Origin of the sequence: Streptomyces sp. NPDC059851 (assembly GCF_042732005.1) — a bacterium.
Taxonomy (GTDB): Bacteria; Actinomycetota; Actinomycetes; order Streptomycetales; family Streptomycetaceae; genus Streptomyces.
In genome coordinates, this window is the sequence record NZ_JBHWJJ010000149.1 from 1 (window position 1) to 19,927 (window position 19,927).

At 72.9% G+C, this 19,927-nt stretch carries 13 protein-coding genes; 6 read left to right on the forward strand and 7 right to left on the reverse strand.

Features of this window, described 5'->3' with window-relative positions; genetic code table 11:
* From ACFV7Q_RS33135 to ACFV7Q_RS33150, 4 genes are all read right to left on the reverse strand, one after another.
* A partial coding sequence (locus ACFV7Q_RS33135) for a condensation domain-containing protein (RefSeq protein WP_385434272.1) occupies positions 1 to 1,437 on the reverse strand: 1,437 nt, incomplete at its 3' end.
* Positions 1,438 to 1,544: 107 nt separating this feature from the next.
* Entirely contained in the window at positions 1,545 to 3,800 is a 2,256-nt protein-coding gene (locus tag ACFV7Q_RS33140) for an ABC transporter ATP-binding protein (RefSeq protein ID WP_385434274.1), read from the reverse strand.
* A 228-nt stretch (positions 3,801 to 4,028) separates the two neighbouring features.
* Complete coding sequence (locus ACFV7Q_RS33145; RefSeq protein WP_385434276.1) at positions 4,029 to 4,412, reverse strand: DUF5132 domain-containing protein; 384 nt, start codon at positions 4,410 to 4,412, stop codon at positions 4,029 to 4,031.
* A gap of 292 nt (positions 4,413 to 4,704) precedes the next feature.
* Positions 4,705 to 6,399: a DUF885 domain-containing protein gene (locus tag ACFV7Q_RS33150; RefSeq protein WP_385434278.1), complete on the reverse strand. Its 1,695-nt coding sequence runs from the start codon at positions 6,397 to 6,399 to the stop codon at positions 4,705 to 4,707.
* 210 nt (positions 6,400 to 6,609) lie between these two features.
* On the opposite strand from ACFV7Q_RS33150, the gene ACFV7Q_RS33155 reads away from it, so the two are divergent.
* From ACFV7Q_RS33155 to ACFV7Q_RS33175, 5 genes are read left to right on the forward strand one after another with little or no spacing between them, the layout of a single operon-like run.
* Entirely contained in the window at positions 6,610 to 8,193 is a 1,584-nt protein-coding gene (locus ACFV7Q_RS33155) for an ABC transporter substrate-binding protein (protein ID WP_385434280.1), read from the forward strand.
* Between the two features lie 14 nt (positions 8,194 to 8,207).
* On the forward strand, positions 8,208 to 9,176 hold the full coding sequence (locus ACFV7Q_RS33160) for an ABC transporter permease (protein WP_385434282.1): 969 nt from the start codon (positions 8,208 to 8,210) through the stop codon (positions 9,174 to 9,176).
* Between the two features lie 40 nt (positions 9,177 to 9,216).
* Entirely contained in the window at positions 9,217 to 11,076 is a 1,860-nt protein-coding gene (locus ACFV7Q_RS33165; protein ID WP_385434284.1) for a dipeptide/oligopeptide/nickel ABC transporter permease/ATP-binding protein, read from the forward strand.
* On the forward strand, positions 11,073 to 11,861 hold the full coding sequence (locus ACFV7Q_RS33170; protein ID WP_385434286.1) for an ABC transporter ATP-binding protein: 789 nt from the start codon (positions 11,073 to 11,075) through the stop codon (positions 11,859 to 11,861). The genes ACFV7Q_RS33165 and ACFV7Q_RS33170 overlap by 4 nt, the downstream gene beginning before the upstream one ends.
* A complete protein-coding gene (locus ACFV7Q_RS33175) occupies positions 11,861 to 13,171 on the forward strand; it encodes an NAD(P)/FAD-dependent oxidoreductase (protein WP_385434288.1) in 1,311 nt (436 codons plus the stop codon). Before ACFV7Q_RS33170 ends, ACFV7Q_RS33175 begins: the two co-directional genes overlap by 1 nt.
* On the opposite strand, the gene ACFV7Q_RS33180 is transcribed toward ACFV7Q_RS33175, so the two are convergent.
* The 3 genes from ACFV7Q_RS33180 to ACFV7Q_RS33190 all read right to left on the reverse strand — a co-directional run bounded on the left by ACFV7Q_RS33180 (position 13,161) and on the right by ACFV7Q_RS33190 (position 16,800).
* Positions 13,161 to 14,246 (reverse strand): alpha/beta hydrolase, encoded by a 1,086-nt coding sequence (locus ACFV7Q_RS33180; RefSeq protein WP_385434290.1) that lies wholly within the window; start codon positions 14,244 to 14,246, stop codon positions 13,161 to 13,163. The two genes, ACFV7Q_RS33175 and ACFV7Q_RS33180, sit on opposite strands and share 11 nt — an antisense overlap.
* A gap of 225 nt (positions 14,247 to 14,471) precedes the next feature.
* Complete coding sequence (locus tag ACFV7Q_RS33185) at positions 14,472 to 15,770, reverse strand: AI-2E family transporter (RefSeq protein WP_385434292.1); 1,299 nt, start codon at positions 15,768 to 15,770, stop codon at positions 14,472 to 14,474.
* 154 nt (positions 15,771 to 15,924) lie between these two features.
* Positions 15,925 to 16,800, reverse strand: a complete 876-nt coding sequence (locus ACFV7Q_RS33190) for a potassium channel family protein (protein ID WP_385434294.1) — start codon at positions 16,798 to 16,800, stop codon at positions 15,925 to 15,927.
* Between the two features lie 236 nt (positions 16,801 to 17,036).
* Here ACFV7Q_RS33190 and ACFV7Q_RS33195 point away from each other — a divergent pair, with 236 nt between their 5' ends.
* Positions 17,037 to 19,835, forward strand: coding sequence for an exo-beta-D-glucosaminidase (locus ACFV7Q_RS33195; RefSeq protein ID WP_385434296.1), 2,799 nt, complete (start codon positions 17,037 to 17,039; stop codon positions 19,833 to 19,835).
* Positions 19,836 to 19,927 lie beyond the last annotated feature (92 nt).

Sequence of the window (19,927 nt, forward strand, 5' to 3'; positions counted from 1 at the left end):
CACCGCGACCGCGTCCGGCGTGGCCCGCACCTGCGCCCGGAACACCTCCGGCAGGCTCTCGGCGGGCGCGTCGAACACGGGGCCGGCACCCAGCGCCAGCAGCTCACGCTGCTCGTCGGCGTCGAGCAGGCCGATCCGGCCGACCGGCTCCTGCGGGGCGCAGCGTGCGACGGCGTCCAGCAACGCGATCAGACGCCGTTGGTGGAGGGCGAGTTCCTCGCCGCTCCAGGCCTGGGGCGCTCCCTTGAGTTCGACTCGGAGTTGGCTCTCTCCCCGCCGGCCCATGATGTAGAGGGACAGCCCGGTCGTCGGCTCCGGGAGCAGGTAGTGCAGCGTGGCGGGGTGCCCGGCGAAACTCGGCGTGGAGTCGAAGACCAGGATGTTGACGACGAGCGGGAACGCCGCCCCGGGGGCACCGGGAGTTCCGAGGTCCCGGAACAGGTCCTCGCTGCGGAAGCGCTGGTGCGCGAGGGCCGCGTCGGCCTCCCGTACCACCTCCGCGACGAGGTCGTGCCACCGCGTGTCCGGTCGCACCGACAGGCGCAGGGGCACCACGTTCGACACCGCGCCGGGGGAGTACATCAGGGCGCGGTCCGACCTCTCCCGCCCGGTGACGGGAAGGCCGAGCAACACGTCCCGGTCCCCGGTGAGCCGGTGCGCATAGAGAGCCACCGCCGCGATCAGCGCGCGGGACCAGCGGGCTTCGGTTCCCGCTGCCGCCGATCGCAGTGCCTCCATGCGGAGCACCGCCGGTTCCACCGCGGAACGCGGGCCGCCGCCGCGTGGAGCCCGACCGGTGAGCTGGGTCGGCTCCGGCCCGCCGGCGAGCCGATCCGTCCAGTACGACCGGTCGGAGGTGAACTGCGCCGAGGCGCGGTAGTCGGCGTCACTGCGCAGCAGGTCGTCCAGTGAACGGAGCGGCGACGGCGGGACCGCACCGCCCGCGGCCAGCGCCGCGTACACCCGCGTGATCCGCCGCCGGACGAGGGAGAGGCCGAACCCGTCCATCACCAGGTGGTGGTGGTTCTGGTACAGGAGGTGGTGCACGGGGGAGAGGCTGATCAGCGCGAAGCTGAAGAGCGGATCGCGGGCGAGGTCCAGCGGACGCATCCGGTCCCGGGCCATCCACGCCAGGGCCGCCGCCCGGGGCTCGGGCTCCGAGCTCAGGTCGAGCCGGGTCGGTTCCCAGTCCAGTGCCGCACGGACGATCTGGCGCGGTTCTCGCCCGTCGTGGACGAAGGACACGTGCAGCGCATCGATCTCGTCGACGACCCGGCGCAGCGCGGTCTCGACGAGATCGGCGTCGACCGGGCCGTGGACCTCCAGGTAATCGCCGATGCGGTAGACGTCGAGCGCTGTCCGCGCGCGCTGCTCGGCGAGCCAGATCTCGCGCTGGGCCGCCGTCAGGGGAAGGGAGTCGCCGTCGCGACGGGACATGGGAGGGTACCTCCAGGAGTGTGGGCAGGCGTGGGCGCAGGCGCGCCGGGACGCGCTGCCCGTGGTGACGTCACGCGATGGTCGGTCGGGTGGCGCAGCAGCTGCGGTCAGGAGGCGGGTTCGCCGGCCTGGAGCTGCCAGAGGGATGCGTAGAGCCCTTGCCGGGCGAGGAGTTCGTCGTGGGTGCCCTGCTCCGCCACGCCACCCTTGTCCATGACGTAGATCCGGTCGGCGTGGCGGACCGTGGAGAGCCGGTGGGCGATGATGACCATCGTCCGGTCGGCCGCGAAGACGCGGAGCGTCCCCTGGATGGCGGCCTCCGTCTCGTTGTCCACGGCGGAGGTGGCCTCGTCGAGGACCACGACGGGCGCGTCCTTGAGGACCGCCCGGGCCAGGGCGATGCGTTGCCGCTGGCCGCCCGAGAGGGCGGCGCCGCGTTCGCCGATCACCGTGTCGTAACCGTCCGGCAGCGTCGCGATGAAGGCGTGCGCCTCGGCCGTCGTGGCCGCCCGGACCACGGCTTCGTCGGAGGCCCGGAAGCTGCCGTAGCGGATGTTGTCGGCGATGGTCCCGTCGAAGAGGAAGGGGTCCTGGGCGACGAACCCGATCGCGTGGCGCAGGTCGTGCCGCGGCAGGTCGCGCACGTCCCGCCCGTCGAGCAGCACGCTGCCGGCCCCCGCGTCATGGAAGCGCATCAGCAGCTTGGCGATCGTCGTCTTGCCGGAGCCGGTGGCGCCGACGAGGGCGGTGACCTGCCCGGCGGGCATGGTCAGCGAGAGGTCTTCCAGGGCCGGCGGTCGGCCGGGGTAGGCGAAGGTGACGTCCTTGAGGACGATCTCGCCCTGGACCTGCTCGGCGTCGAGCGGTCCGCCGGTGCCGTCGGTTTCGACGGGTAGGGCGCGCAGCCGCTGGACCCGGTCGTAGGCGGCCAGCGTGCGCTGGTACTGGTCGACGGCGCCGCCGAGCCGGTTCATCCGCAGCAGCACCATCTGGGGCAGCCCGATCAGCGGGCTGAACACTTCGAACGGCAGGCTGCCGTCCAGCACCGAGCGGCCGCCGATCAGCAGGGTGGCGGCCATCGAGCTGGTCGTGCAGACCCGGACGATCTCGGCGTGGCGGATCGTGCTCCGGTCGGTCCGGTTGCTGCTCTCCCGGGTCTCCCCGCTCAGCTCGTCGATGCGCGTGGCCTCGTAGTCCTCGGTGCAGAAGCCCTTGACGGTGGCACCGGCCTCCAGCGTGTTCACCAGCCGGCTGTGCAGCCTGGCCCGGTGCTCGCCGGAGACCGCGTAGTCCGCCGCGGCCTTCTCCTGGTAGCGGAACGACAGCCAGGCGATGACCGGGACGGGCAAGAACGCGATCCAGGCGATCTGCGGTGCCAGCAGCAGGAACAGCGGTCCGAGGAGGGCCAGGCTGGTGCCCAGTTGCAGCAGGTCGTTGGCCGAGGTGGCGAAGAAGGTGCCCAGCTGGCGGACGTCGTCGGTGAGCGCCCCGGCGACCCGGGTGGTCCGCTCGCCCTCCAGGTGCCGCAGTTCCAGGTGCTGCACGTGCGCGTACGTCCGGTTGCGCCAGTCGTGCTCGATGTCCTGGCCGAGTCGGCGCCACTGGAGGTTCGATGAGTACGAGAGGCCCGCTACGGCAGCACAGGCGACGGCCACCAGTCCTGCCAGCCCCCAGAGTTGCGCTGACGCGGTGGTCAGGCCGAGGCGGACCAGCGGCGCGGCCTCGCCCTTGATGAGGACCAGCGCGGTCCAGCCGAGGAAGGTGCCGAGCGCCATCTCCGAGATCTGGCAGGCGATCGACAGCGCGGAGGCGCCGCAGAGGCGTCGTCGGTGCGGTCCGGCGATCTCCAGCACGGGGTGCCGTTCGGTTCCGGACCCGGACACGTGGTCACTGGTCGCGTCGGCCGTTCTGCGCCAGGCCTTCCGGACGACCGCCGCGGTCGCCGCCGCCACGCCGCCGAGCGCGACGAGCTGTTTGCTGAGCGCCGTCCCGCGGACCAGGACGATCCCGGCCGCCACCCCGCCCCCCACGGCTAGTACGGGGCGCAGGACGCCGCGATCGGCGCGCGGAGCCGGTTCGGCGACGGGCCGTGCCGGCGAGGGACCCACGGCTCCTGCCGCGCCCTCCAGGACCAGGGCCACGGCCCTGCGGACGAGCCGGCCTACGTCCGTGGCGCTCACGCGCGCATCGTGCCGGACGAGGACCCCGCCGGTGATCGGGCTGGCCTGGGCCCGGGTGATCCCGGGCGTGCGCCGCAGGACCGCGGCGAGGACTTCGGCCGTCCGGGGCCGCCCGAGAACCGGCCCGACGTCCCAGCGCTGGCGGCCCGGAACGATCGAGCGCGGGCGCACGCCCAAATCCACGGAGTGGTTCCCCGCTGCGGCACTCAGCAGAGATGGCATGTGTACGATCACCTGTTTTGCGGAGGTCGCGAAAGCCGCCACGGGTACGACGGAGTACTGCGACGGAGTGGAAATCCTGGAAAACAATCAATATGGCCGAAAGGCCGGGGCCCACCGGCGCCCGGGCGCATTTCTCGATCGGGATCGAAATATGCGCCCGGGTGGCGGCCGGAGCCGCCGGACGGGCCGTCAGTTCGGTTTGTGGGCGCCGGCGCCGGTGCTGGCGCCGGCGGTCGTGCGGATCTTCGGGCTCCTCGCCTCGCCCTCGGACCGGTAGGCGGTCACGCCGTCCTTCTCGCCGCTCGGGGCGGCCTTTTCGGCGGTGCCCCGCTGACCATCACCCGAACGGCTTCCGGTATCACCAGCGGCGATCTGCGCGGCCACCACGTCGGCGGCCACCTCCGCCGCAAGGTCCTGAATGTTCTCTCCGGCCTCCTGGGCCGCCTTCTTCACCTCAAGGGCCAGGCCGACGGACGTCTTGACGACGCCGCGCACCAGTGGTTTGAGGAGACGCTTGGCCAGTGGTGCGACGACGAGGCCCACCAGGAAGGGCGGTACTACGGGCGGCATCATGCTCCATCCTCTCTACGCAAACGTATGACGGGGGAACCCAGGCACTGCGAACAACGGAGCAGCGCACAGCTGGGCGGATGAAAGCATTCCACCTCGTTTTTCGAGATTAACCGACCGAACCGGGTTCTTGGTCGACAGCACCCACCGCCTGCTCGTGCGGACACCGTAGTCGAACCAAGACCATCAGAGCCAAACAGCCTTCGCCGCTTTCACCCGTGCGAGTGCCGCGCCTTCCCGTGAGACGTGAATCGCGCCGTGCGCCTGGCTGAAAATCCTCAGCCTATTTTCCGACTCAAGGATGATTTCCGAGTTCGCGCGCCACACGCCGTCGGAGGGCCGGGAACGGCAGCCCGCCGCCTCCCAGTACCGCCTCGTGGAAGGCCCGTACGTCGAACCCGGCGCCCAGGTCCGACTCGGCCCCGGCCCTCAGCCGGACGAACTCCAGGAAGCCCGCGCGGTAGGACAGCGCCTGCCCGGGCAGGTCCGTCGAGTAGCGCAGCAGGTCCGAGGCGATCTGACCGTCCGCCTCGATGGAGTTGGCCCGCATGAAGTCCCGCGCCTGTTCCAGGCTCAACGTTCCGAGGTTGAGCCCGGTGTCGACGACGAGCCGCTGCGCCGTGAACCGCTCCTGTGCGAGGCGCCCGTACGCGTCCCACGGGTCGTCGTAAAGGCCCATCTCCCAACCGAGGCCGGCCGCGTACTCCGCCCATCCCTCGTTGAACGCCGCGAATTCGGCCACCTCGCGGCGGAGTTGCGGCAGTGCGCGGTCCTCCGCCTGCCGGGCGAGGTGGAAGTGGTGTCCCGGCGCAAGCTCGTGGTAGATCAGCGAAGCCGAGCCGAGCAGGGACCTCCGGTCCGGGTCCGAGCCGTTGTAGCGGTAGCGCCCTACCGGGCTGGCCGCGGTCGGCTGCTCGTAGTACCCGAAGGTCATCCCCGCCTCCAGCGCCGGGTCCAGGCGGGCCAGCCCGTACGGCGCGGTGGGCAGGGTGGCGAACCACCGGGGCAGACGGGGGGCCAGTCGGTCGAGGTGACCGCGGAAACGGGTTTCGACCTCCTCCGGCGTCCGGGCGTACAGGCGGGGCTCGGTCCGCAGGCGGTCGTGGAACTCGTCCTCGGAGCCGTGGAACCCGAGGACGGCGCGGACCTCCCGCATCCGCTCGGCGAGTTCGCGGCACTGGTCGCGTCCGAGCTCGTGGAGCCGCTCGGGCGGGGTGTCGTCCCCGGTGTGGGTCCGCACGAACTCCCGGTACGCCTCCTCTCCGCCCTCGTACCGCGCCCAGCCGACCGCCTGCGGAGCCCCGCGCGGGTGATCCGGACCGTCGACGACGGCGAGCAGACGGTCGAAGGCCGGCGCCACCTCGCCGTCCACCAGCCGCCGTACGCCGTCCCGGAGCCGTGCCCGCCCGACCGGCCCCAATCCGCCGAGCCGATCCCCGTCCACCTCCACCCGGCGCGCCACGGACTCCCGCAGACCGGCGATGGTGGCGCGGGCCCCGGCGAGGGCCGGGGCGGGTACCCGGAAGCCGCGGGCGGTCTGCCCCACCACCTTGTCGCGGATCGAGTCGGTCACCCGGGCCAGCTCCCGCAGGAGCGCGAAGTACCGTTCGGTGTCGGACCGTTCGGCGAAGCCGAAGGGACGCAGGACCGCGTCGACGTACAGGGACAGGGGGAACAGCCGGTACGGAGTCGCGGCGGGCGTCAGCCAGTAGCAGCGGTGGACCCGCAGCTCCTGCTCGGCCAGCCCCGTGAGGAACGCAACGGTGTCGGCATCGGCACCGGACAGCCCGGCGCCGTCGAGCACCCGGACCTGCTCCAGCACACCCGCGGCGAACCGCGCCCGCTCCTCGGCCTCGGCGAGCGACGCCCCCGGCAGCGTCTCCACCGGGAGCCCCTGGCGGACCCTCAACAGGGGGTCGCGCTCCAGCAGGAACTCCCAGTAGCGGTCCGCCAGGAGACCGACCTCACGACCCGGTTCGTTCGTCCTCATGCGGCCCAGTGTGGCGTTGCCGGACCCTCCGCCCCCCGGTGCTCGTCACAGCGACCGCTCAATCCCTCGAACGAGTGAGGTGCACCCGGCTGCTCCCGCCCCGCCCCGAGGCTCCCGACCCAGGCGGCACAAGCCTTCCACCTGCTCGAACACGCACGTGCTGCCCGTGCGTTGCAGCACCCGCACCGCATCCGGTGGCACCATGACGCCATGCCCCGTCGCACCCGGTCGGTCGCCCTGACAGCTGCGATGACCGTCGCAGCCGTCGCGTCGAGCGGCTGCGACGGCGCCGTCCGGTCCTCGACGACCACGCCCCTCGTGGACCGCGGGACCGTCCGCATCGCTGCGGCCAGTGAGACCCCGAGCTTCAACCCGTACTCCGCCTTCGGCGCCGCCCAAGCCCGCTACGCCTACGACTCGCTGGTCAACATCGCCGACGACGGCACCCTGACCTCCGGCCTGGCCTCGTCCTGGCGGGCCACGACCACCACGGCCAGCTTCACCCTCCGCCCGGGCACCACCTGCTCCGACGGCACGCCCCTCACCGCCTCGGCCGTGGCCCGGGCGCTCACCTACGCGGGCGACCCGGCCCACCAGCTCGCCGGCGCCCAGGCCGTCCTTCCCGACGTCCCCTTCACCGCCAGCGCCGACGATCCCACCGGCACGGTGTCGGCGACCAGCACCGCCCCCTACCCGTTCCTCACCCGCACCCTCGGTCTGCTGCCGATCGTCTGCCCCGCCGGCCTGGACCGGCCCGAGTCACTCGACCGCAGCACCCGGGGCACCGGCCCCTACGTCCTGACGCGCTACACCCCCGGGGGGCCGTACGAGTTCACCGTCCGCGACGGCTACACCTGGGGACCGGACGGTGCGACGACGGCGGAGCCCGGCCAGCCCGCACGCATCGTCATCTCGGTGGTACCCCAGGCCTCCACCGCCGCGAACCTGCTGCTCACCGGCGGCGTCGAGATCGCCGGCGTGAACGGGCCGGACCGCGCGCGGCTCACCGGCCGGGGACTGGTCACCGCCGACGTGGCGACCGTCGTCGGGCTGACCTTCTTCAACCAACGCCCGGGTCGCCCCCTGGCCGACCCGGCCCTGCGCCGGGCCCTGGTGTCCGCCCTCGACCGTCAGGGGCTCGCCAACGTCGCCGTCGGGGGCACCGGTAGGCCCGCCACCGACTTCGCTGCCGAAGGCGCCGTCTGCCACGCTGCCCACGCCGCCGCCGACCTGCCCGCGCAGGACGCCGTCGCGGTACTGCGTGCCGCCGGCTGGACCCGCACCGCCGGCGGCCCACTGACCAAGGACGGCCGGCCGCTCCGGCTGCGCCTGATCACCAGCCCCGACCTCGGCCCGACACTGCCACCCGTCGCCGAGCTGATGGCCCGCTCCTGGACGGCGCTCGGGGCGCGCGTCGAGCTGGTCACCGAGAGCCTGCCCGCCCTCGTGCACGCCATGTACCGGACCGGTGATTTCGACGTCGTGGTGGGCACCTCACCGGGCTTCGACCTGCCGGTCGGCTTCGTCCCGTTCTTCTCCGGCCCCACCCCGGCCCGGGGCCTCAACTTCGCAGGCGTCGCCAACCCCGAGTACGACGCCCTGGTCGCCCAGGCCCTCCAGGAGACGGACACGGCAGGCTGCGACACCTGGCACCGGGCGGTCGCCGCGCTCTTCCGCTCTGCCGACGCCCTGCCGATCGCCGACGGCCGGAGCACCGTGTACGGCCACCGCACCACCTTCGCCACGACCTTCGGCGGCCGGATCGTCCCCACCAGCATCCGCCTCCACCGATGACCGGGGGAACCGCCGTGCCCGCACGCCACCTGCTCGGGCACTCCTGGACGGCCTTCCTCGGCCGACGCACGGCCCGGCTGGTCCTGTCGCTCGGAGTCGTGCTCACCGCGTCGTTCGCGATGGTCCGGCTGATCCCCGGCGACCCGGTCCGCGCCGCGCTCGGTGTGGACGCCGCCCCCGGCCTGGTGGCCGCCCGCAGGCACCAGCTCGGACTCGACGAACCCTTCCCGTCCCAGTACCGGCGCTATCTCGACGGCCTCGTACACGGCGACCTCGGCACCTCGCTGGTCACCGGGACACCGGTCGCCGAACTGGTCCGCACCCGGCTGCCGGCCACCCTCGCAATCGCCGGCCTCGCCTTCCTCGTCACCCTCGCCGTCGCCCTGCCCTTCGGTCTGCTCGCCGCCGTCCGCACCCGCAACGGCCGGCACCCCCGCACCGAGCTGGCGTTCACGGCAGTGACCGCCGCCCTGGCCGGAGTGCCGGACTTCGTCCTGGCCGCCGGGCTCACCGTGCTGCTGGCCGTCGGCCTGAACCTGCTCCCGGTGGCCGGCGCGGCAGGCGCCGCATCCTTCGTCCTGCCGGTCCTCGCGCTCAGCGTCGCGCCCACCGCCGTCCTGATGCGCATCGTCCGGGTGGAGGCGCTCAAGGTGCTGAACGAGGACTACATGCGCACCGCCCGGGGAAAGCGGCTGTCCTGCGCGCGGCGCTACCTGCGGCACGCGGCGCCGAACATGGCCACCGCCGCGCTCACCGTCGCCGGAAGCCTGCTGCCCGCCATGATCGCCGGCACCGTGCTGGTCGAGAAGGTGTTCGCCTGGCCCGGCATCGGTTCCGCGATGGCGCAGTCCGTCGCCGCCCAGGACTACCCGGTGGTGCAGGCGATGGTGCTGATCCTGGGGACGACCGTGCTGCTCGCCGGCCTCCTGGTCGACCTGCTGCTGGCGGTGCTCGACCCGCGTTCGGCGATCCGGGAAAGCTGAGGAACCGATGTCCCCTCCCCGCAGGCACCTCCGTTCGCCCATGACCTGGGTCGCCGCCGCCATGGTCGCCTCACTGCTCGTGCTCGCTCTGGCGGGCCCGCTGCTCTGGGGTGCGGCAGCCGACCGCCCGGACCCCTCGGCGGTGCTACGAGGCCCCTCCCGGCTCCACCCGTTCGGGACCGACAACCTCGGCAGGGACGTCCTCGCCCGGGTCCTGGCGGCCACCCGTCCCTCCCTGCTGCTCGCGCTGGCGGCGACCCTGATCGGCGCCGTTGCCGGAGTCCTCCTCGGGGCGTCCGGCGCCGTCGTCGGGCCCCGCGCCCGCCGCCGCCTCGCCGCACTGATCAACCTCCTGCTCGCCTTTCCCGCGCTCCTGGTCGCACTCTTCCTCGCCGTCGTGTTCGGAGCGGGCGCCGGCGGGGCGGTGCTCGCCCTCGCCGTCGCCGGAGTGCCCGGCTTCGCCCGCCTCGCCCAGACGCTCGCCGCCGCCGTCGCGGGCACCGACCACCTGGCTGCGGCCCGGGTGCTCGGGCTGCGCAGGCTCCGGCTGCTGCGGCGGCACGTGCTGCCCAACATCGCGGAGCCGCTGCTGCTGGGCACCACCACGGCGGCGGGCACGGCCCTGATCGCGCTCTCCGGGCTGAGCTTCCTCGGCCTGGGCGTCCAACCGCCCGACTACGACTGGGGGCAGCTGCTCAACCAAGGACTCGACCGCATCTACGTACAGCCCCTGCCCGCCCTCGCCCCCGGTCTGGCCATCCTCTACGCGGCGCTGACGTTCCAGCTGCTCGGCGAGGTCCTGGCGGGCGGCGCCGCCCGCCGCGGCCCGTCACCCCGTACGTCCCCGCAACCGATCGGGCCGAGCACGAGCGGGAACGGGCCCGCCGATAACGGCCTCGTGGTCCAGGTCGAGGACCTCAGCGTCGAACTCCCCACTCCCGACGGCGTGATCCGTCCGGTCCGCGGGGTGAGCCTGTCCCTGCGCCCGGGCGAGATCGTCGGACTCGTCGGCGAGTCCGGCTCCGGCAAGTCGCTCACCGCGCTCGCGATCGCCGACCTGCTCCCCGACCGGGCCCGGGTGTCCCGACGGACCCTGCGTCTGCTCGGAGCCGACCTGGCCGCCATGACGCCGAAGCAGCGCGAGCACCACCTCGCGACCGGGGTGGCGATGGTCTTCCAGAACCCGGCCTCGGCGCTCAACCCGTCGCTGCGCATCGCCACCCAGCTCACCGAGACCGTCCGTACCCATCGCGGCGCAGGCCGCGCGCAGGCCTTGCGGTCGGCCTCCGACGCCCTGCGCACCGTCGACCTCCCTCCGGCTCTGTTGCGGGCCCGCCCCCACCAGCTGTCCGGCGGCCAGCGCCAGCGCGTGATGATCGCGTCCGGCTTGATGGTGCGGCCCGGTCTGATCATCGCCGACGAGCCGACGACCGCCCTCGACGTCACCGTGCAGCGGCAGATCACCGGACTGCTCTGCGACCTCCGGCGGGACACCTCCGCGGCGATCCTGTTCATCAGCCACGACGTCGCGCTCGTGCACGAACTGTGCGACCGGGTGCTGGTGATGTACGCGGGGACCGTCGTCGAGAGCCTGCCCGCCGACCGGCTCGCCGCCACCGCCCGGCACCCCTACACACGGGCCCTGGTCGAGTCGGTGCCGGACCTCACCGCGGACCGCGACCGCCCGCTGCCGACCGTGGCGGGTGCGCCGCCCGATCCGCTCGCACCCGCCCCGGGCTGCCCGTTCGAACCCCGCTGCCGGTACCGGCACGACCGCTGCGCGCAGGAGGCGCCGTTGCTCGACGGTCTCGACGCGGTCCACCGGGTCGCGTGCTGGTATCCGCTGCCCGTCCCGGCGGCCCGGGTGCGGGCAGAACCGGTGGAGGCGGACCCGTCATGACCGGCCTGCGGCTCTGCGACCTCACCGTCCGCCACCACGGACAGCACGGCCCGGTCATCGCGGTTGACCGCGTCTCACTGGAGGTCCCGTCCGGCACCACACTCGGGCTCGTCGGAGGGTCCGGCTCCGGCAAGTCGAGCCTGGCCCGCGCGATCGTCGGGCTCACCCCCGTACACAGCGGTCGGGTCCTGGTCGACGGCCAGGAGGTCCGCATCCGAACCGTACGTGCCCGGCGCCGACTCGGCCGCCGGGTCCAGATCGTCCTGCAGGACCCGGACACCGCCCTCGATCCCCGGATGACGGTCCGCCAGACCCTCGTCGAAGCGGCCACCGTCTTCCACCGGCTCGACCGGCGCGCCCGCGCCGAACGCGTCACCGACCTGCTCGGCCTCGTCGGCCTGGAGCCCGGGCTGGCCGATCGCCTGCCGAGGCAGCTCTCCGGCGGCCAGCGCCAGCGGGTCGCCGTCGCCCGCGCCCTGGCCGTCGAGCCCGGCCTCCTGATCGCCGACGAGATCACCTCGGCGCTCGACGTCTCGGTCCAGGCGTCCGTCCTCAACACGATCCGCGACCTCCAGCGCCGGCTCGGCCTGACCATGCTCTTCCTCGGCCACAACCTGCCCGCGGTCTGCTACGTGTCCGACGAGGTGGCGGTGATGCACCGCGGCCGGATCGTCGAAACGGCCCCCACCGGGGCCCTCCTGCGCGACCCGCAACACCCGTACACCCGGACCCTGCTCGCCTCCGTGCCCAGTCTGTCCGGCACGCTGCCCTCCCGGAGGTCCTGATGCCCCTCGACCAGCCCGACGCCGTGGTGGTCGGAGCAGGCGTGATCGGCGCCGCCATCGCCCTCGAACTGGCCCGCACGGGACGACGGGTGGTCGTCGTCGACAAGGCCGGTGCCGCCGGTCACGGCTCCACCAGCGCGTCCAGCGCGATCATCCGGTTCAATTACTCCACCTTCGACGGCTGCGCCACGGCCTGGGAGGCCCGCCACCTCTGGGCGTCCTGGCCGGACCACCTGTGGCCCGCCGGACGCCGACCGCTGGCGGTCTTCCACCGCACCGGCGCCGTGCTGCTCGACTCTCCTTCCGTCGAACCGTCCGACACCATCGCCCTGTTCGACCGCGCCGGCGTCCCGTACGAGCGGTGGGACACCCCGACGCTCCGCAGGCGCCTCCCGGGGATCGACCCCGGCCGGTACGGGCCGCCGAAGCCGGTGGACGACGATGACTTCTTCACCGGCCCGACCGGCGAGCTCGGCGCCCTGTTCACCCCGGACGCCGGGTTCGTCGACGACCCCCAGCTCGCCACCCAGAACCTCGCGGACGCGGCGGGGGAGCTGGGCGCACGGTTCCTGTTCCACCGGACCGTGGTGGCCGTCGACCGGCGGGCCGACCGGGTGGTGGGCGTCAGGCTGGCCGACGGGACGCGGATCGCAGCGCCGGTCGTGGTCAACGCCGCCGGGCCCTGGTCGGGGGGCCTCAACCGGCTGGCGGGCGTCGGGAACGACTTCACCATCGGCGTGCGCCCGCTGCGTGAGGAGGTCCACCAGATCGCCGTGCCGAGCGGCTACGCCCACGGGCCCGGCCCCGGCCCGGTGGTCGCCGACCTCGACTTCGGCACCTACCTGCGAGGGGCTTCGGGGGGCCACCTCCTCGTCGGCGGCACCCAACCCGCCTGCGACGCGCCGGAGTGGGTCGACGACCCGGACGAGGCCGACCTCCGCCCCACTGCCCCCCGCTTCCGGACCCAGGTGATCAGGGCGGCCCGCCGGTTCCCGGGCATCGGCGTCCCCAACCGGCCCCTCGGCGTCGCCGGCGTGTACGACGTCGCCGACGACTGGACCCCGATCTACGACCGCACCGACCTGGCCGGCTATTACGTCGCCATGGGCACGAGCGGCAACCAGTTCAAGAACGCCCCGCTGGTTGGCCGCTACCTCGCAGCCCTGATCGACCTGGTCGAAGCCGGCCACGACCACGACGCGGACCCGGTCCGCTACCGCTGCGAACACACCGGCAACGTCGTGAACCTGGGCGCCTTCTCCCGGCGGCGCCCGCTGCGGGCCGACCCCGCCCGTACGGTCATGGGCTGACGGCACGCAGTTCCCGCACCAGCTCCCCGACGACGTCGACCACGAACTCGGGCTCCTCCTGAGGGAAGTCGTGTCCGGTGCCGTCCGGTGCGTAGACCACCCGTGCCGCGGTCGACGCGGCCAGGTACCGGGTCCTGGCCCGGAGGTAGAAGCGACCGATCCGCTCGGCCTCGGCCGCGTCCCGGGCGGCTCCCAGCACCGTCTCGCCGCCTGTGAGGTCCCGGGGTATGACCAGCACCAACGGCAGGTCGCCGAGATCGCCGTCGTAGACCACGGTGTCCCAGCCCGCCCCCGCCAGGCCGGACGCCGAGAGCTCGGCGAAGATCGATGCGGCGGCGCAGTGCCCGCCGGTCCGGCAGTCACCACGGCCCCGGTGAACACCGAACGAGTGCCGCACCGCCGTCAGCAGGAACCTCCGGCGCATCCCGGCGACCAGTCGGTTGGGCGGCCCGAAGGCGATGACCTCCAGGGGCGTGGGGTCCAACAGCACGAGGGCGGCCACCAGATCCGGCCGCCGCCTCGCCGTGTTCGCGACGAGCAACCCGCCGAAGGAGTGGCCGACGAACACGTACGGGGCCCGTTCCCCAGCCCCCTCCAGTGCCGCCACCAGTTCCTCCGCCTCGGCCGCCGTCGTCCTCGGGAAGGGTCCGACGTCGCTCCAGCCCGTGCCGAACCGGTCGACCAGCACCGAGCGGGTCCGGGCCGCCATCATCGTGTGCAGCCGATGGAACTCCTCGCCGGGCGCGTGTCCGCCCGGCATCCAGACCACGGTCGGCCCCGCCCCGGCATCCCCCTCGGCGAGGACGTGCATCCGGTGTCGCCCGACCTCGACCAGCTTCCCCGGCACGGGCCGCGCCGCTGCCCGCCGGGCCACCAGCACCCGGTGACGCACGGCCCCGGACAGCAACAGCACCCCGAAGGCCAGGAGGACGCCGCCGAGCGTCACCGCCCAGGTCGGGCCGAGACCCATGAGGGCTCCACCCACCCCGACCACCAGCAGCGCGACCAGCACTCCCGCCCAGTCACGGCTCAGCAGGGCGAGCAAGGAATTCGCGACCCGTCCGTCCCGACGCATCCACCCTCCGCGGCAACATGGATCCGGTCCCCCTCCACGTCTTCTTCCCGTTGCCGGCCGTGCCCGCACTTCCACGCCCGCCGCGCAACGCACTGCACCCGGTCATGAGCCCCGGGTGACCACCGGGACGGGGTGCTGTCGCACGTCACCACGCGACGAGACGGGCGGTGCGACGGCGCTCGCGCCCGGTCGGCGGGTGGCGGGGCGGGCAGGGCACGTCCGGCCCTACGGGGGGTCCTGGGGGTGGTCCGGGGGCTGCGCCGGCCGGCCGGGTGGACCCTCGCCCCCGGCCGGAGGGGCCGCAGGGTACGGCTCCGCGTCCGCGGTGTCGTCGTACCGGGCGCGCAGATGACCGATCACCGTGTTGGCGACGGCGATCAGCGGGACGGCGACCACCGCTCCACCGATGCCTGCGACCAGCCCGCCGGTGGCGACGGCCAGGACCACGGCCAGGGGATGGACGCGGACGGCCCGCCCCAGGATGAACGGCTGGAGCACGTGGCCCTCGATCTGCTGGACGGCGAGCACCACCAGTAGGGTCATGAACGCCGTGAACGCCCCCTGCGTGACCAGCGCCACGATGACGGCGAGTGCGCCGGAGGCGATGGCGCCGACCAGGGGAACGAACGAAGCCAGGAAGATCACCACGGCGATGGGGACGGCGAGCGGTACGCCGAGGAAGTAGATGCCCACGCCGATGAACACGGCGTCGATCATCGCGACGACCATCGTCCCCCGCACGTACGCGGTCAAGGTGTGCCAGGCGGGCGGGCCCGCGCCGGCCACGCCCGGCCGGGCGGCGGCCGGGACGAGCCCGAGCGTCCACCGCCAGATGCGGGGGCCGTCGTACAGCAGGAAGAGCGTGGCGAACATGGTCAGGAGCACACCGGTGATCACTTCGACCACGACGGTCACGCCTTGCAGACCGGTCGAGGCGAGCTCCCCGGCACTGGCGCCGATCGCATCGCTCAGCCTCGCGGCGATGTCGTTGATCTGCTGCTCGGTGACGTGGAGCGGGCTGTTGAGGAGCCAGCCCTTGAGCTCTTCGATGCCCTCTTGGAGCCGGCCTGACAGGTTGTCCAGATTGTCGAGTACCTGCCATACAACGAACCAGCCGGCGAGCCCGAGTACGACGAACCCGCAGATCGCCGTGACCGCCGTGGCGAGCCCCCGCGGCAGACCGCTGCGCTGCAACCGGGTGACCGTCGGTTGGAGCAGAGCCGTGACCAACAGCGCGGCGACGAACGCGAGGACGACCAGCCTGACGGCTCCGACCACCCGCATCAGGATCCACAGGGCGGCGGCCATCACCACGAAGCGCCATCCCAACTCTGCCGTGACCCGCAGTCCCCAGGGCACCGCCTGTGCGGGGTCCGGCGGACGGGCACGGCTTCGGCGGACCGCCGCCCGGGCCCGCTCGGCTTCCGCCTCGGCGTCGAGGCGTGCCTGTGCCTGCGCGCGGCGCTCACCGAACGCGGCCGCGCCGGCTTTCAGCCGGTCGGCCCAACCGCGGTTTCCGGGCACGCCGTACCTCCTTCCGTCTTGCCTGCCCGCCTGCCCCCCCGCTCCAAGATCAGCCGTATCCCGCCCTCGCCCTCCTCACCACCGGCCCCGCCGGATACCCCCTGAACGGATGGACGACGGGCTTCCCGATGGCCGCGCGACACGGGCCCCCGCGTCACCGGCCGGCGTGACGTCCGTGGTCCCGCGCGAAAGCGTCGAACACCTGCCGCGGCGTTCCCCGCGTGTGGAGGAAGCGCTCGTCGAGGATGACGGCGAGGTCCTCCAGTGCGGCGCGCAGTTCGGCGCTCGCGAGCCGCACGTCCGGGTGCCGGGCCCCGGCCGCCTGACCGGCGAGGTCGTCGGCGTACACGAGGTGGCGGGCCAAGGACGTGCGGTCGTCCCCGTCGTGGAAGTAGTACGACTCCGCGTACTGCATGAAGTCGACCGAGATCACCGAGATCCCGTGGGCCAGACTGTCGATGACGGCCGCGCCCGCGTCGGTGTCGACCTGCTCCGACGTGGGGTGCGTGCGCGACAGGTGCGAGAGGCGCAGCGCCAGTGCGCGGCGCCGGGCCAAGGCCGGGTAGATGCCGAGGGTCCACGACACGGTCGCGGTCAGCAGGACGAAGCCGATCAGGGCCTCCAACGGGGCGAGGACCCGCAGCCAGCCCTCGGCGGGTGCGATGTCGCCCAGGCCGAGCGTGGAGACGTGGACGAGGGAGATGTAGAGCGCGTCGAGGAAATCCGCGTGGTCCTCGGGCCGCAGCCCGGCGGCGTAGGTGAAGTCCTCCGGCATGTGCGGCCAGTAGATGAGCGCCCAACCCACCACCACGACCAGGGCCCACACGGCAACCACCGTCACCATCGCCAGGGGCCCCGCCAGCCCGGACGCCTGGCGTCCGCCCCTCAGCGAACCCGCCAGCCGCCACAGGGACGACATCACCAGCCGGCTCAGCCCCCCGTGGCGCGTGGGGTGCCAGAGCGTGTGGAAGACGTCCCTCAGGACGTACGACACCAACACGAAGCCCACGGCGTTGACGAACCAGCCCACGTGCCCTTCCTCCTCACGGCATCCGGTGCTTTCGGAAACCTACCCTCCGGACGGTCCGCACCGACGAGGACCCAGCGCTGACAAAGGCCGGTCAGGGCCTGGCAGGGCCGTCACCGCACGCTCCGGGCGCCGAGCCGTTCGGCACGTACTCTCCCCGCGCCCCTGGTTGCTGCGATCGGGCGACGCGCGGCATGTGGAGCGTCGGCTGCCGGGGCTCCGGCACCATGCTGAATGGCATGCCTCAACAGCTGGGCCGGGTGTCACCGCGCCGCCCCGGGTTCCCGTTCCCTTCCGTCCGGGCCGGTGGCCCGCCGCACCGCCGGGCCCGGGTGCCCGGCCGGCTCGTCGTCACGGCCCTCCTCGGCCTGCTCGTCTTCCTGGCCCCCGCCCTCACTCCGGTCGGCCCTACCGGCCGGGCGGCGATCGTTCCCTCGGCCGCCGCCGCCCCGGTCACCGTCGGCCGTGACTCAGGCACGGCCCTGTCCCAGTTCATGATCCAGTCGACCACCCTGGTGACGGACCCGGCGGCCGAGGTGTCCAGCCCGGGCTATCCGACGACGGGCTGGTACGACGCGGGCCCCCGCTCCACCGTCCTCGCCGCCCTGCTGGCAGCCGGCGTCCACCCCGACCCGTTCCACTCCACCAACCAGAAGTCGATCCCTGCGGCCGACTTCACGGTCCCGTGGTGGTACCGGTCCGACTTCTCGGTGGACGGCCGGGCAGCCCGTACGTACCTCGACTTCAGCGGGGTGACCTCGGCCGCCGACGTCTTCGTCAACGGCCGTCAGGTCGCGACGGCGAGCACGGTCGCCGGGACCTACACCCGGCACGAGCTGGACATCACCACGCTGACCAGGCCGGGCACCAACACGGTCGCCTTCCGGGTCCAGCCCAACGACCCCCGCAAGCACCTCACCGTGGGCTGGCTCGACTGGCTGCAGCCGCCACCGGACCGGAACATGGGCATCGTCCGCGACGTCGTCGTCCGCCGCAGCGGCCCGGTGGTCCTCCGCGACGCGCACGTCGTCACCGACCTGGCCGTTCCGTCGCTGGCGTCAGCCGACCTCACCGTCAAGGCCCGCCTGCGCAACGACTCGTCCCGCACCGTCACGGCGCTCCTCTCCGGCACGGCCGGTCCCGCTGCCCTCAGCCGACGGGTGACGCTGGCGCCGGGGGAGAGCCGGACCGTGGTCCACTCACCTGCCGACCACCCCGGACTCCACCTGCCTTCACCCCGCGTATGGTGGCCCGCCGGGATGGGCGAGCAGCCCCTGTACGACCTCGACCTGACCGTGACGGTCGACGGGGTCACCTCCGACACCTCACGCACCGCCTTCGGTATCCGCGACGTGCAAGCACCGATCAATGCCGACGGCGCGCGCCAGTACCAGATCAACGGCCGCCCGCTGCTGATCAAGGGTGCGGGCTGGTCCCCCGACGAGTTCCTGCGCTGGGACCCGGTCTACGCCGAGGACCGCATGCGGTACGTCCGTGACCTGGGCCTGAACACGCTGCGCCTGGAAGGCCACCTGGAGCCCGACGAGTTCTTCGACCTCGCCGACCGGTACGGAATCCTCACGATCGCCGGCTGGGAGTGCTGCAACAAGTGGGAAGGGGAGGTCAACCCCGCGGAGTCCGGGGAGAAGTGGGACGCCGCCGACCACGCGGTCGCCCGGGCGTCGATGGCCGCCGAGGCGGCCCGACTGCGCCACCACCCCGGCGTGATCTCGTTCCTGATCGGCAGCGACGCGGCGCCCAACGCCGAGATCGAGTCGGAGTACCTCCAAGCGCTGCGGGCCGCCGACTGGAACGTGCCCGTGATCCCTTCAGCCTCCGGGAAGTCGACACCCGTCACCGGCCGCTCCGGCATGCGGATGACCGGACCCTACGACTGGGTCCCGCCCGGCTACTGGTACGACAAACGGGAGGGAGGAGCCACCGGCTTCAACTCCGAGACCAGCGCCGGCCCGAGCATCCCGACCCTCGACACACTGCGGCGGATGATGACCCCGGCCGAGCTGGAGACCCTCTGGAAGCAGCCCTCCGCTCCCCAGTACCACCGCTCTCCCTCACCCACCTTCTCGACGCTCAAGCTGTACAACGCCGCGCTCGCCGGCCGCTACGGACCCCCGACCGACCTCGGCGACTACGTGCGCAAGGCCCAGCTCGCCCAGTACGAGAACGTCCGGGCGCAGTTCGAGGCGTACTCCCGCAACGCCAAGGACCCCAAGGCCCCCGCGACCGGCGTCATCTACTGGATGCTCAACAGCGGCTGGACCTCACTCCACTGGCAGCTCATCGACCGCTACCTCGATCAGAACGGGGCCTACTTCGGTGCGAAGAAGGCCAACGAACCCCTCCACATCCAGTACGGCTACGACAACCGCACGGTGAGCGTCGTCAACAACCGCAGCACCGCCGCCACGGCGTTGAACGCCCGGGTCACGCTCTTCAACCCCGACGGGGCCGAGAAGTACGACCGCACGGTGACCGGTGTCGGCGTGGGGGCCCGCGGCGTGACCACCACCTCACTGACCCTCCCGGCCGCGGTCCCCGGCCTGGCGAGGACGTACCTGGCCCGCCTGCTGCTCACCGACGCCACCGGCCGGGAACTGAGCCGCAACGTCTACTGGCTCTCCACCCGCAACGACGTCCTCGACCACGCCCGCGCCGACTGGTACCACACCCCCACCACCTCCTACGCGGACCTGACCGGACTGAACTCGATGCCGCAGGTCACCTTGGACGTGACGGCGACGACGACGGAAATGAGAGCCGGCACGTCGACGACGACCGTGACCCTCCGCCACCCGGGCACCACGGGCGCCCCCGTTCTGCTCGCCGACGTCGACCTGGTCTCCGCGGACGGGCGGACGCCCAAGCTGCCCGTGCAGTGGAGTGACAACCAGATCAGCCTGTGGCCGGGCGAATCGGTGATCGTGAAGGCCTCCCACCGGACGGTCGGTCCGGACCACGCCCCACGCGTACGCGTCTCGGGATGGAACGCCCGGGCCGTCACCGTCCCGTCGGGCTGACGGTGCGGCATCACCACCGGTTTCCCCGCTCCGTGACGCAGCGGGGAAACCGGTGGTGATGCGCGCGTGCATCCGAGGGGGCTACTTCCCGC